Below are 13,663 nucleotides of genomic sequence, written 5' to 3'. Positions count from 1 at the left end.
GAGCTGTTCCGCAAGCGCTGACTCCCGGATCCCCAGAAAGGCTGGACGAACCATGCGAGCTGCCCCGAAAAGTGTCAGACCCGCTCTCCTCGGCGCGCTGATGGCGGTGGCCGTCGGCATTCCGCTGAGCACCTCGCCGGCGAGCGCCGCCTCCGCCCAGGAGATGAACGGCCACTGGGTGCCCTTCAGCCGGTGTCCGGTCGACGACCCGGCCATGCTGGCTGCCGACGGCCGGACGGACATCGCGATCTGCGTGGCCTCGCACTCCGAGAGCGGGTCCATCAAGCTCGGCAACACCCTGGCGACGACCGGTGCGAACGACCTCCAGTTCGGTGTCGTACGGAACACGGCGACGGGCGAGTCCAGGATCGTGCCGCCCGCGGGCGGGGCGATCGTGGGAGCGCCGACGGAGATCCCCGGGGGTCTGCTCGGCCTCATGTGTCCGAGCGGGATTCCGGTGGTCTCGGACATCTGCAAGCAGTTGACGGACAACAGCCTCAACCGGGTCGTCGCCACCGTGCAGTCGGCCGGCACCCCCAGGAACTTCGACGTGGTCGCCGGGATGCAGAGCGGGAAGACGATCGTCGACATTCCGGTCCGCATCCATCTGGAGAACCCCTTCCTGGGGTCGAAGTGCTACATCGGGACCACCTCCGACCCGATCGTGCTGCGCCCGCAGAACCTCACCCAGCCGGCCGTGGCCAGCAAGCGCTTCGACGCCAACGGCACGGCGAACAACGGTGGTCTGCTCAACCGCATCGATCTGACCGGAAACTCCCAGGGCGACGCGGCCTTCGCCGTCCCCGGGGTGAGCGGCTGCGGGCCCCTCACCCTCGGCGAGCTGAACTGGGCGGTCAACCTGAAGACGGCGCTCCCGTCGGCGGCCGGAAAGAACAACCTGGTGCTCAACAACGCCGCCACGTACACGGGGGGCCTGGCTTCCCCCGGCGCGGCGGCGCCCAACGCCGGCCGACTGCTGTCGGAGAGCTGGCACGCAGGAGTGGCGCGGTAAGCAAGCCTTCCGTACCTCACTTCGCGGAGTACGGAAATCAGTGATGCCGCCCGCCCCGCCCGGCGCATTCTGCCGGGCGGGGCGGGCGCTTTCGCACCGGTGCGCCGGATGGCTCACTTACCGACAAGTGCGCGGTACGCAATACTCACTCGCTCACAAAAACAAAGAATGCCGTGAAGCGTCGTGCAAAAAGATGGCGAACCGGTATTGCTAAGCCAGGTTACCGGGCCGTAGCGTCCCGGTTGAGCAGCGGGGAAACGTATCCGTGGCTGCTCGTTCGGTACCTCTGGAGCCCCGAAGGATCCGGCCTTGCCGGCCGAGGAGCCCCGGTCCGCGCGCCGGAGACCTTGCGCAGATTCCGACAAAGCAGCCGGAGGGCTTTGTCACTCGGTGACAAGTGAACCGCGCCGAGCCCCGGATTCGTTGATTTCCGCTGTTCAACGGCTTGTCCTGGCGGTTTCGACGGACATAGCGTGCGCCTCCTGGTGCATGTGTGACGAGCCGCCATTGGATTTCTCAGAGCCGGAGCGCTGACAGATGACTTCGTTCACAACAACTTCGAAGGAGGGCCGATGGGAATCGAAGTAGTCGTCGAAGGCCTCACGAAGTCCTTCGGCAAGCAGAACATCTGGCAGGACGTCACCCTCACACTGCCCGCCGGTGAAGTGAGCGTGATGCTCGGGCCCTCCGGCACCGGAAAGACCGTCTTCCTGAAATCCATCATCGGTCTGCTCAAGCCCGAGCAGGGTCGCGTCCTCATCAACGGCGTCGACATGGTGAACAGCCCGGAACGCGAGATCATGGAGACCCGCAAACTCTTCGGGCTCATGTTCCAGGACGGCGCCCTCTTCGGATCGATGTCGCTCTTCGACAACATCGCGTTCCCCTTGCGTGAACACACCCGCAAGAAGGAATCGGAAATCCGGCGGATCGTCATGGAGCGGATCGACATCGTCGGTCTCCTGGGGGCCGAGGACAAACTGCCGGGCGAGATCTCCGGCGGAATGCGCAAACGGGCCGGCCTGGCCCGCGCCCTCGTCCTGGACCCGCAGATCATTCTCTGCGACGAACCGGACTCCGGACTCGACCCGGTCCGCACCGCCTACATCTCCCAGCTGCTCATCGATCTCAACGCACAGATCGACGCGACGATGCTGATCGTCACCCACAACCTCGACATCGCGGCCACCGTCCCGGACAACATGGGCATGCTGTTCCGCCGCAACCTCGTCACCTTCGGGCCGCGCGAGGTGCTGCTCACCAGCGAGGTGCCCGTGGTCGCCCAGTTCCTCGCGGGGCGCCGTGAGGGACCCATCGGCATGGCCGAGGAGAAGGACGCCGCGACTCTCGCCGCCGAGGAGGTGAGCGGCTACGGAGTCGGCATCAGCTCCGCCAACGGGCCGCGCACCGTCGTACCGCAGCTGGAGCCGTCGCCCGGCATGCCCGTACGACAGGCCGCCATGCGCCGCCGGGAACGGGTCCTGTCGATGATGGGCCAGCTGCCCGAGGCCGCCCGCACGGCCATCATGAAGAGCTACACCCCGGCCGTGGGCGGTGGACGCCCGTGACGGCTCCCCTGCCGGTACTGCCCCCCGAGCCGCCACCGGCCGATGTGTCCGCCGCGACGGCGCCGCAGCAGCCGGAGCAGAAGCCCGCGAACCGGCTGCTCGCCCCGCTGCGCGAGACCGGGAAGCTGTTCTCGCTGGCCGCGACCGTGAGCCGGGAGGTCTTCCGGCGGCCCTTCCAGGTACGGGAGTTCATCGAGCAGTTCTGGTTCGTCGCCAGCGTCACCATCCTGCCCGCGGCGCTCGTCTCGATCCCGTTCGGCGCGGTCATCGCCCTCCAGGTCGGCTCGCTGACCCAGCAGCTCGGCGCCCAGTCGTTCACCGGCGGTGCCAGCGTCCTGGCAGTCATCCAGCAGGCCAGCCCCATCATCGTGGCCCTGCTGATCTCCGGCGCCGCGGGCTCGGCCATCTGCGCGGACCTTGGTTCACGGAAGATCCGTGAGGAACTCGACGCGATGGAGGTCATGGGGGTCTCGCCCATCCAGCGCCTCGTCGTCCCGCGCGTCCTCGCCACCATGCTGGTCGCCGTACTGCTGAACGGACTCGTCTCCGTCGTCGGCACGCTGGGCGGCTACTTCTTCAACGTGATCCTCCAGCACGGCACTCCCGGGGCCTACCTGGCGAGCTTCTCCGCCCTCGCCCAGCTCCCCGACCTGTACATCAGCGAGGTCAAGGCGCTGATCTTCGGCTTCATCGCGGGCATCGTCGCCGCCTACCGCGGACTCAACCCGCGCGGCGGCCCCAAGGGCGTCGGTGACGCGGTCAACCAGTCCGTCGTCATCACCTTCATGCTGCTGTTCTTCGTGAACACGGTCCTCACGGCGATCTACCTCCAGATCGTCCCCGCGAAGGGGAGCTGACCGATGTCGATGCTCAGCTGGCTCGACCGATCCGGTGAACAACTCACCTTCTATGTGCGCGCGTTGATCTGGGTGCCGCGAACCCTGCGCCGCTATCTGCGCGAGGTCCAGCGGCTGCTGGCCGAAGTGGCCTTCGGTAGTGGTGGTCTGGGCGTCATCGGCGGCACCATCGGCGTGATGGTCGCGATGACCCTCTTCACCGGCACCGTCGTCGGCCTCCAGGGATACGCGGCCCTCAACCAGATCGGCACCTCCGCCTTCACCGGCTTCATCTCCGCCTACTTCAACACCCGCGAGATCGCCCCGCTCGTCGCCGGACTCGCGCTCTCCGCGACCGTGGGCGCCGGCTTCACCGCCCAGCTCGGCGCGATGCGGATCAACGAGGAGGTCGACGCACTGGAGGCGATGGGGGTGCGGTCCATGCCGTACCTCGTCTCCACCCGGATCATCGCCGGGGTCGTCGCGATCATCCCGCTGTACGCGATCGGGCTGCTCTCCTCGTACCTCGCGTCCCGCTACATCACGGTCCTGTTCAACGGGCAGTCCGCGGGCACGTACGACCACTACTTCAATCTCTTCCTCTCCCCGGACGACGTGCTGCTGTCGGTGCTCAAGGTGCTGATCTTCAGCGTGATGGTGATCCTCGCCCACTGCTACTACGGCTTCCATGCCACCGGCGGGCCCGCCGGTGTGGGCGTCGCGGTGGGGCGGTCGGTGCGCAACGCCATCGTGCTCATCAGCGTCACCGACTTCTTCCTCTCCCTGGCCATCTGGGGCGCGACCACGACGGTGAAGGTGGCCGGCTGATGAACTCCCACCGGACGCAGACCGTCCGCCGCAGACTCGCCGGAGTCACCTTCCTCCTCGTGCCCGCCGTGCTCGTATGGGTCTCGGTCTCGGTGTACCGGAAGGATTTCACCGACGATGCCACCGTGACCGTACGCACCGGAAGCGTCGGCAACGAGATGCACGACAACGCCGATGTGAAGCTGCGCGGCGTCGTCGTCGGCCAGGTCCGCGGCATCGCGGCGGACGGGGACGGGGCCCGGCTCACCCTGGCCATCGATCCCGACAAGCTCGACCGGATACCGGCCGACGTGACCGCCCAGATGCTGCCCACCACGCTCTTCGGGGAACGGTTCGTCGCACTCGTACCGCCCGCGATGCCGTCCACCCGGACGCTGCGGGCCGGTTCCGTCATTCCGCAGGACCGCTCCAGCAACGCGATCGAGCTGGAAGAAGTCCTCGACAACGTGCTGCCGCTGCTGACCGCCGTCAAGCCGGAGAAGCTCGCCGCCACCCTGGGCGCGGTCTCCCAGGCACTCGAAGGGCGCGGTGAGAAGCTCGGCGACACCCTTGTCACGCTCGACGCCCACCTGGCGAAGTTCAACCCCCAGCTCCCCACGCTCAACGCCGACATCAAGGAACTCGTCAAGGTGAGCAAGGTGTACGGCGACGCCGCACCCGACGTCCTCGACGCGCTCACCGACTTCACCACCACCAGCGGCACCATCGCCGAGCAGCAGGCGCAACTCGCCGGACTGTACGGGTCCACGACCGCCTCCGCCCAGGACCTCACCTCGTTCCTGCGGGAGAACAAGGACAACCTGATCCGGCTGTCCGCCGCGAGCAGGCCGACGCTGGAACTGCTGGCGAAGTACTCCGACGAATTCCCCTGCACCCTGCGGACCATGGCCGGCTTCGTCCCGGCCATGGACAAGGCGCTCGGCAAGGGCACCGACCGGCCCGGACTCCATGTCACCCTCAAGTCCGTGAAGTCCCGGGGTAAATACGTGCCCGGCAAGGACACCCCCGTCTACAACGCGACCGGCGGACCGCACTGCTACTCCGTGCCGTACGTGGGCGGGTCCGTGCCGACCGCGGACACCCGCACGGCGACTCCGGTCACCCCACCCGGCACCGAGCCGGCCGGCGCGGCGCCGTCGGCCCCGCAGTCCGCTCTCGGCATGCCCAACTCCCCGCAGGAGAGCCAACTCGTCAACGAGCTGGTCGCTCCCTCACTGAAAGTCCAGCCGCAGACCCTGCCCGACTGGAGCAGCGTGCTCATCGGTCCGGCCTTCCGCGGTGCGGAGGTGAAGCTCAAGTGAAGCGCCGCTCTCTCGCCGGTCCGCTCGCGAAATCGATCGTCTTCATCCTGGTGACCGTTCTGGCCACCACCGTGCTCGCGCTGTCCATCGCCAACACGGGCGTCGGCGACACCACCACGTACCGGGCCAGGTTCACCGACGCCACCGGGCTGGTCGTCGGCGACAGCGTCCGGATCGCCGGGGTCAAGGTCGGACAGGTCGAGTCCATCGAGGTGGCCGACAAGAGGCTCGCCGAGGTCGGCTTCGCCGTCCGCAAGGGGCGCAGGCTCCCCGCCTCGGTGACCGCCTCGATCAAGTACCTCAACATGGTCGGTCAGCGCTACATCGACCTCGACCAGGGGGCCGGGCCGGTCGGCAGGAGCTTCGCCGCCGGAGCGACCATCCCGCTCTCCCGCACCACCCCGGCGCTCGACCTCACCCAGCTCTTCAACGGCTTCCAGCCGCTCTTCGAAGGACTCTCCCCGCCCGACGTCAACCAGCTGGCCGGCTCCATCGTCCAGGTGCTCCAGGGCGAGGGCGGCACCGTGGACAGCATCCTCTCGCACGTCGGTTCGCTGACCGGCACGGTCGCCGCGAAGGACAAGGTGATCGGCGAGGTGATCAAGAACCTCAACACGGTCCTGAAGACCGTCAACGACCGCGAGGCCGGCTTCGACGACCTCGTCGTCACCCTGCAGAAACTCGTCACCGGATTCGCCGGCGACCGCAAACCGCTCGGCGAGGCGGTCACCGCCATGGGCGCGCTCACCACCGTCACCGCGGACCTCCTCGAAGACGGCCGGGCGCCGCTCAAGGCCGACATCAAGCAACTCGGGCGGCTCTCCGACCAGTTGGGCAAGGGTACTTTGCAGATCGAGAACTTCCTGCAGAAGACCCCGGCGAAGATGGCGGCGATCAGCCGGCTCACCTCGTACGGCTCGTGGCTCAACCTCTACCTCTGCGAGGCCAAGGTCGGCGGAGTGACGACCGAGGACGGCAGCGCCCCGCCCACCGGCATCGAGGTCAGGAAGCCGAGGTGCCAGGCATGAGAATCAAACCCGTACGGGAACGCAACCCCGTCGCCGTGGCCGTCGTCGGGCTGCTCGTCCTCGCCCTCATCGGCCTGGGCGCCTATCGCGTGGACACGCTGCCCTTCATCGGCGGCGGCACCACCTACAGCGCCGACTTCACCGAGTCCGCCGGACTGAGCGAGGGCGACGAGGTGCGCGTCGCCGGAGTGAAGGTCGGCGAGGTCACCGGAGTCTCGCTCGACGGCCCCAAGGTGAAGGTCACCTTCAAGGTCAAGGACGCCTGGATCGGCAACTCCTCCACCGTGGGCATCGCCATCAAGACCCTGCTCGGCGAGAAGTACCTCGCCGTCGACCCGCTGGGCAACGCCCCGCAGGACCCGCACGAGCGCATCAAGGCGAGCCGCACCACCTCCCCGTACGACGTCACCCAGGCGTTCAACGGACTCGGCGAGACCATCGGCGAGATCGACACCGCACAGCTCGCCAAGAGCTTCGAGACGATCTCCGACACCTTCAAGGACTCCCCGCCGGACGTGAAGAGCGCGGCCGACGGGCTCTCCGCCCTCTCGAAGACCGTCTCCGAACGGGACGCCGAGCTCGCCACCCTCCTCAAGGGAAGCAAGCAGCTCACCAAGACGCTCGCCGACAAGAAGAGCAGCTTCGAGACCCTGCTGGAGGACGGCAATCTGCTCCTGGGCGAGATCCAGGCACGCCGCGACTCCATCCACCTGCTGCTCACCGGCACCCGGAATCTGGGCACCCAGCTCACCGGCCTCGTACAGGACAACAACAAGCAGCTGAAGCCCACCCTGGACTCGCTCGGCAGGGTCACCGCGGTACTGGTGAAGAACCGCAAGAGTCTCGACAAGGTGCTCTCGCTCGCCGGCTCGTACAGCCGGCTCGTCGGCAACACCCTCGGCAGCGGCCGCTGGTTCGACAACTACGTCTGCGGAATCGTCCCGAAGAACTACGTGCCCGCGGGCACACCGGCGGGACCCGAGTGCAAGCCACCCAAGCAGCAAGGCGGCCGCTGACATGAGAATGAAGCGCATCGTCGGCATCGGCGCCGGACTCGCCCTGGTGGCCGTCGCGGCCACCACCGGTGTGATGGCCATGGACGACGAGGGAACGACGACCATCACCGCCTACTTCGACCAGGCCACCGGTGTGTACGCCGGATCGGACCTGCGGATCCTCGGCGTCAGGGTCGGCCGGGTCGAATCGGTCACGCCGCGGGGGAAGGAGGTCGAGGTGACCCTGCGGGTCGACAAGGGCGTCAAGGTCCCCAAGGAGGCGCACGCCGTGGTCGTCGCCCCCAGCCTCGTCGCCGACCGCTACATCCAGCTCGCGCCCGCCTACGACGGCGGACCGCAGATCGCCGACCACGCCGTACTGCCGGCCGCGAACAACGCCACCCCCGTCGAGGTGGACCAGCTGTACGACTCCATCACCGAGCTCTCCAAGGCCCTCGGCCCCGACGGAGCCAACGCCGACGGAGCGCTCTCCGGACTCCTCGACACCGGGGCCAAGAACCTCGACGGCAACGGAAAGGCCATCGGGAACTCCATCGAGCAGTTCGGCAAGGCCACCAAGACCCTCGACAAGAGCAGCGGGAACCTCTTCGACACGCTGTCCCACCTCCAGACCTTCACCACCGTGCTGAAGAACAACGACGGCAATGTGCGCGCCGCCGAACAGCAGCTCAACTCGGTCACCGGGTTCCTCGCCGACGACAAGGAGAACCTCGGCGCCGCGCTGAAGGAACTGGGCACCGCACTGGGCCAGGTCAAGGGCTTCATCCAGAAGAACCGCGGCGCCCTGAAGGCGAACGTGGACGCCCTGGTGCCGCTCACCCAGACCCTGGTCGACCAGCGGGCCTCGCTCGCCGAGTCACTGGACACACTGCCGCTCGCCGCGAGCAACGTCGTCAACGCCTACGACCCGGTGAACCGCACGCTCAACGGCCGCACCAACCTCAACGAACTCTCCATGGGCGGACCGCTCACCGAGGCCACCGGGCTCGCCGGCCTCACCCCGGTGGACGCCGCCCGCCGAAGGACGCTGCCCACCCTGCCGCTCCCGGTAGTCGGCACCGTCTACGGCACCCCGGCGAAGACCGCCGCGGAAAAGAAGGGGGCGAACCGATGAACCGTGTGCTGCGCAGACCCGGAGCCCGCACGACCGGCGTCGCCGCGGTGCTGGCCGTGGGCATCGGCCTGGCCCTCGTCGTCACCGGTTCCGGCCTGCCCGCCTTCACCGGGATCGACCAGGTGCCGCTGCCCGGTGGCGCCGACCTCGGCGACCACCCGTACGAGATCACCGCGGAGTTCGCTGACGTACTCAGCCTCGCCCCGCAGGCATCGGTCAAGGTCAACGATGTCGCCGTGGGCCGGGTCACCAAGGTCTCCCTGGGCTCGGGCAGCTGGAACGCCAAGGTCACCATGCGCGTCAACGGCGAGGTCGAACTGCCCGCCAACGCCTACGCCCACCTGGAACAGTCCAGCCTCCTCGGCGAGAAGTACATCCAGCTCGCGGCCCCGGCGGGCGGCACCGCGCAGGGCAGGCTCGCCGACGGGGACCGGATCCCGCTGACCCGGACCAACCGGAACCCCGAGGTCGAAGAGGTCTTCGGTGCTCTGTCGATGCTCCTCAACGGCGGTGGTGTCAATCAGCTCAAGACCATCACCACCGAGCTCAACAAAGCACTCGCCGGACGCGAGCCCCAGCTCCGCTCCATGCTCGGCCGGGTCAACACCCTCGTCACCAACCTGGACGGCCACAAGAAGGACATCACCGACGCCCTCGACGGGGTGAACCGGCTCTCCGCCACCCTCGCCACCCGCAAACAGGACGTCGGCACGGTCCTCACCGGGCTCAGCCCCGGTCTGAAGGTCCTGGAGAAGCAGCGCGGCTCGCTCCTCACCATGCTGCGTTCGCTCGACACCCTCTCCACCGTCGCCGTCGACACGGTCAACAAGAGCAAGGCCGACATGATCGCCGACCTCAAGGCCCTCGCCCCCAGTCTCAAGGCGCTCGCCGACTCCGGCCGCGACCTGCCCGACTCCCTCCAGGTGCTGCTCACCTACCCGTTCACGGACGAGGTGCTGCGCGGGGTGAAGGGCGACTACCTCAATGTCTACCTGGACCTGACGGCCGTGCCCGGCACCCAGCTCATTCCGCCGCTCGTACCGGCGGCGCCTCCGCAGGCCGGGGCCGGTTCGAGCGCCTCCGGCCGGACGCCGCCGCTGCCTCTTCCCCAGATCCCGACGGCGGGCACGAACGGGAGCAGCCGATGATCACCCTCGCCATCCGGCTCAAGAACATCTCCTTCCTGATCATCGCGGTGCTTGTGCTCGGCTACCTCGGGGTGCGGTACGCCGACCTCGGCCACTACATCGGCCTGCGCAGCTACTACACCGTCACGGTCCAACTCCCGCGCACCGGAGGGCTGTACACCCACTCCAACGTCACCTACCGCGGCGTCTCGGTGGGCCGGGTCGGGCCGATCGAGCTCACCGACGACGGGGTCGAGGCCGAACTGCGCATCGAGAAGGACGCCCCGAAGATCCCGGACGGCCTCAAGGCGATCGTCGCCAGCCTCTCCGCGGTCGGCGAGCAGTACGTCGATCTGCGGCCCACCCGCACCGAGGGCCCGTACCTGGCGAACGGCTCCGTCATCGACCAGGCCGACACCACCGTCCCCGCCCCCGTCACCAATGTCCTCACCAGCGTCAACGACCTGGCGGGCTCGGTCGATCTGGAATCCCTGCGCACCGTCGTCGACGAGTTCGGCACCGCGTTCGAAGGGCGCGGCGACGACCTCCAGGTGCTGCTGGACACCGGGAGTGAATTCGTTCAGGCGGCGGACGACGCGCTGCCGGTCAACACCCGGCTGATGGCCGATGGCCGGACCGTGCTGCGCACCCAGGCCGAACAGGGCGAAGCGCTCAAGGGCTTCGCCTCCGGTGCCAAGGAACTGGCCGCCCAGCTCAAGGGATCCGACACCGATCTGCGCAAGTTGATCGCGGTCGCCCCCGACGCGACCGGGCAGATCAGCGGACTGCTGCGGGATCTCGACCCGAGCTTCGGCGTCGTCGTCGCCAACCTCCTCACCACCTCCGAGGTCGCCGTCACCCGGCAGCGCGGCATGGAGGAACTCCTGGTGAAACTGCCCGCGGTGGCGGCCGCCGGGGCCAGTGCGATCGACGAGAACGGCGCCCGGTTCGGCATGTCGGTCACCTTCTTCGAACCGCTGCCCTGCACCGCCGGATACGGCGGCACGGTCTACCGCACCGGCCTGGACACCACGGCCGGACCGCCCGTCAACACCAAGGCCCGCTGCACCTCGTCGCCCGGCACCGGCATCAACGTCCGCGGCAGCGCGAACGCGCCGAAGGGCGGCGCCGTGCCCGAGCCCGCCAGACCCGGTTCCATGCTGCTGGGACGCGACTTTGCGGACCGGCTCCCGGGGGCGCTCGGTGTCACCGGCCAGGCCCCGACGGCCGAGGACGGCATGGCCGGACTGCTGGGACTCGGACAGGGAGGCGGCCGATGACATCCCGGACCAGGGCCCTGACCGGCTGGACGGTGCTGCTCGCCGCCGTGCTGGTCTGCGCCCTCGGCGGCTGGTCGTACGCCCGGGCGCGCGGCGACGACAGCCTGGCGTACGCGAAGAACCGTGATGTCGCGCTGGCCGAGGGGAAGCACCACCTCGCCCGGCTGAACAGCCTCGACGCCAAGGACGCCAGGAGCGTGGACGCCGGCCTCGGCGCCTGGCTCGACTCCTCGACCGGGCCGCTCCACGACCAGCTGGGACGCACCCGGAGCAAGGACGCGAAGGAGCTGACCAAGTCCGGTGCCACCGCACGCGGGAAGGTCACCGACGCGGCGCTCACCGCGCTCGACGAGCGGACCGGGACGGCCGAGATGATCGCGACCGTCGATGTCGAGGTCACCCCGCGCACCGGAAAGGGCGGCACCGAACGCAAGCGCTTCGAGGCCACGCTGGCCCGGACCCCGGACGGCTGGAAGGTCAAGGCGCTCTCGGCGATACCGGTCGGGAGCGGCGCATGAACGAGCGGGGAGGGACAGCGGTCGTGAGTACCGAAACGGACACGGACACACGGGACGCCGAGGAGGCCGAAGAACCCGGCGCGGTCGCCGACTTGGACCGGCCTCGGCCGGACCCGTCCGGACCCGCCCGGCGGTGGCCGCGCATCGTGGCAGCCGTCCTGGTCGTCGCACTGCTCGCGGCCGGCGGCGCGCTCTTCGTCGAGGGCAGGGCACTGCGCGACACCCCCGCCACCTCGAATCACGCGCTGACCGACAGCGAGGCGACCACCCGGGTCGCGGGCGATGTCAGCAACGCACTAGGCAAGGTCTTCTCGTACAGCCCGCAGGCCACCGCCGTCACCAAGGAGTCGGCGAAGCAGCTCCTGGCCGGCAAGGCGCTCCAGCAGTACGCCGCCCTGTTCGGCCAGGTCGAGAAGCAGGCCGCGGACCAGAAGCTGACGCTGACCACCCATGTCGTACGCGCCGGAGTGACCCGGCTGACGGACGACAGCGCCCACCTGCTGGTCTTCCTCGACCAGGTCTACGAGCGGGAGGACAAGCCGGCCACCACGGCGGCGGCACAGCTCTCGGTCACCGCCCAACTGCGGGACGGCCACTGGACCGTGGTCGAGATCACCGCCAGATAGACAGCAGCGACCGCACGCGCACAACCAGGTACGGATCGGCCGGCAGGGGAGAGACAGCGATGGCACGGGTACGGATGACGAGGAACCCGCTGACGGCGGCGGCGGTCGTGCTGACGGTCGCGGCGGCGGGCGCGGCGGCCTGGGGCGGAGTGTCCCGCTACGAGGCCGCGCACGACGAGTCGGCGGCGTACGCGCAGGCGCGCGACGAAGCGCTGGCCGCGGGCGAGCAGGCCGTGCAGAACATGAACACGCTCGACCACCGGAAGCTGGCGAAGGGCCTCGACAGCTGGGAGGACTCCACCACCGGCGAACTGCATCAGCAACTCGTCGACGGACGTGCCGCGTTCGTGAAGCAGATCCAGCAGGCGAAGACGGTCAGCACGGCCCAGATCCTGTCCGGGGCGGTGACCGAACTCGACGACCGGGCCGGCAAGGCCGGGGTCATGGTGGCGCTGCGGGTCACCGTGACCGCGCAGAAGGGCGAGCCCGCGGTGAAGGAGAGCCGGATGCTCGGCCGGCTCACCCGTACCTCCGAGGGGTGGAAGCTCAGCGCCCTCGGCCAGGCACCCGTCGGCAACACGGCCGGCTGACGCCACCGATTCCCACCCCCGTCACCGAGAGGAACCCGGACATGTCGACGACCCGTCACCTCGTCAACCGTCAGCGCCGCCTGGCCACCGTCGCCGCGGAACGTGCCGCCGCTCCGGCGCGGCCCGCGAACCCGGACACATCCCATGACGAGCCGGTGCCGCACCCGTCCGCGAAGGACACCACCACCGACGACGGGGTCACGGACGACGAGGTCACCCACGACGCCGATCCGGCAGCGGCCGGGGCCCGGGAGAAGACGGAACCGGGAGGCGAGCGGCGCACCCGCCTCCGGGTCCGGCTGCCCGCCGTTCTCTGCGCCCTCACCGTGCTGCTCGGGGCCTTCGCCGCCTGGGCGTTCACCTCGGCCGGCAGCCTGCGCGACGACCCGTCCCGGCAGAACACCGCCCTCACCGACATCAGCCGCACCAGCGAGGTGAAGGGCCGGATCGCCGACGCCGTCGGCGCGGTGTTCTCGTACAACTACGCCTCGCCGGACACGTCCGAACAGGCGGCCGCGACCCATCTGGTCGGCAAGGCGGTGCAGCAGCACAAGGACATGCTCGCCCAGGTCCGCGCCCAGGGGCAGAAACAGAAGCTGGTGCTGACCACGACCGTCACCGACAGCGGTGTGGAGCTCCTCGACGGCGACCGGGCCCGGCTGCTGATCTTCGCCGACCAGAGCAACACCCGTACCGGCAAGTCGGACGAGACGACGTACGCGGCGGCCATGTTCGCCGTGGACGCCGTTCGCCGCGGCAACACCTGGCGGATCTCCGCCATCGACACGTTCACCCGGTGACCCGGGGGAGAGGGGAGCA

14 protein-coding genes are annotated in these 13,663 nt (G+C 68.9%); all 14 read left to right on the top strand.

All coding sequences use genetic code 11. The features are described 5' to 3' along the window. Positions 1 to 100: 100 nt before the first annotated feature. The 14 genes from ABZY11_RS09980 to ABZY11_RS09915 all read left to right on the top strand — a co-directional run bounded on the left by ABZY11_RS09980 (position 101) and on the right by ABZY11_RS09915 (position 13,644). Entirely contained in the window at positions 101 to 1,012 is a 912-nt protein-coding gene (locus ABZY11_RS09980) for a hypothetical protein (protein WP_356478685.1), read from the top strand. A gap of 572 nt (positions 1,013 to 1,584) precedes the next feature. Further along, complete coding sequence (locus ABZY11_RS09975; protein ID WP_356478665.1) at positions 1,585 to 2,580, top strand: ATP-binding cassette domain-containing protein; 996 nt, start codon at positions 1,585 to 1,587, stop codon at positions 2,578 to 2,580. Then, a complete protein-coding gene (locus tag ABZY11_RS09970; protein WP_356478664.1) occupies positions 2,577 to 3,437 on the top strand; it encodes an ABC transporter permease in 861 nt (286 codons plus the stop codon). Before ABZY11_RS09975 ends, ABZY11_RS09970 begins: the two co-directional genes overlap by 4 nt. Before the next feature lie 3 nt (positions 3,438 to 3,440). Beyond that, positions 3,441 to 4,244, top strand: a complete 804-nt coding sequence (locus ABZY11_RS09965) for an ABC transporter permease (protein ID WP_072485014.1) — start codon at positions 3,441 to 3,443, stop codon at positions 4,242 to 4,244. Then, positions 4,244 to 5,545 carry an MCE family protein gene (locus ABZY11_RS09960; protein WP_356478663.1) on the top strand — a complete coding sequence of 434 codons (1,302 nt, stop codon included), beginning with the start codon at positions 4,244 to 4,246 and terminating at the stop codon, positions 5,543 to 5,545. Before ABZY11_RS09965 ends, ABZY11_RS09960 begins: the two co-directional genes overlap by 1 nt. Continuing rightward, a complete protein-coding gene (locus ABZY11_RS09955) occupies positions 5,542 to 6,573 on the top strand; it encodes an MCE family protein (RefSeq protein WP_356478662.1) in 1,032 nt (343 codons plus the stop codon). Before ABZY11_RS09960 ends, ABZY11_RS09955 begins: the two co-directional genes overlap by 4 nt. Continuing rightward, entirely contained in the window at positions 6,570 to 7,589 is a 1,020-nt protein-coding gene (locus ABZY11_RS09950) for an MCE family protein (RefSeq protein WP_356478661.1), read from the top strand. The genes ABZY11_RS09955 and ABZY11_RS09950 overlap by 4 nt, the downstream gene beginning before the upstream one ends. 1 nt (position 7,590) lies before the next feature. Then, complete coding sequence (locus ABZY11_RS09945; protein WP_356478660.1) at positions 7,591 to 8,703, top strand: MCE family protein; 1,113 nt, start codon at positions 7,591 to 7,593, stop codon at positions 8,701 to 8,703. Further along, positions 8,700 to 9,851: an MCE family protein gene (locus tag ABZY11_RS09940; RefSeq protein WP_356478659.1), complete on the top strand. Its 1,152-nt coding sequence runs from the start codon at positions 8,700 to 8,702 to the stop codon at positions 9,849 to 9,851. Before ABZY11_RS09945 ends, ABZY11_RS09940 begins: the two co-directional genes overlap by 4 nt. After that, positions 9,848 to 11,110 (top strand): MlaD family protein, encoded by a 1,263-nt coding sequence (locus ABZY11_RS09935; protein ID WP_356478658.1) that lies wholly within the window; start codon positions 9,848 to 9,850, stop codon positions 11,108 to 11,110. Before ABZY11_RS09940 ends, ABZY11_RS09935 begins: the two co-directional genes overlap by 4 nt. Continuing rightward, the gene (locus tag ABZY11_RS09930) at positions 11,107 to 11,628 is read left to right on the top strand and encodes a hypothetical protein (RefSeq protein ID WP_356478657.1); all 522 of its coding nucleotides are present in this window, start codon (positions 11,107 to 11,109) and stop codon (positions 11,626 to 11,628) included. Before ABZY11_RS09935 ends, ABZY11_RS09930 begins: the two co-directional genes overlap by 4 nt. Before the next feature lie 23 nt (positions 11,629 to 11,651). After that, a complete protein-coding gene (locus ABZY11_RS09925; protein ID WP_356478656.1) occupies positions 11,652 to 12,254 on the top strand; it encodes a hypothetical protein in 603 nt (200 codons plus the stop codon). A 59-nt stretch (positions 12,255 to 12,313) separates the two neighbouring features. After that, positions 12,314 to 12,844 carry a hypothetical protein gene (locus ABZY11_RS09920; protein ID WP_356478655.1) on the top strand — a complete coding sequence of 177 codons (531 nt, stop codon included), beginning with the start codon at positions 12,314 to 12,316 and terminating at the stop codon, positions 12,842 to 12,844. Between the two features lie 41 nt (positions 12,845 to 12,885). After that, on the top strand, positions 12,886 to 13,644 hold the full coding sequence (locus tag ABZY11_RS09915) for a hypothetical protein (protein ID WP_356478654.1): 759 nt from the start codon (positions 12,886 to 12,888) through the stop codon (positions 13,642 to 13,644). The last annotated feature ends 19 nt before the right edge of the window (positions 13,645 to 13,663 follow it).

This window comes from Streptomyces sp. NPDC006510 (genome assembly GCF_040611955.1).
Lineage (GTDB): Bacteria > Actinomycetota > Actinomycetes > Streptomycetales > Streptomycetaceae > Streptomyces.
This window is presented reverse-complemented; position numbering and strand designations above follow the sequence as displayed.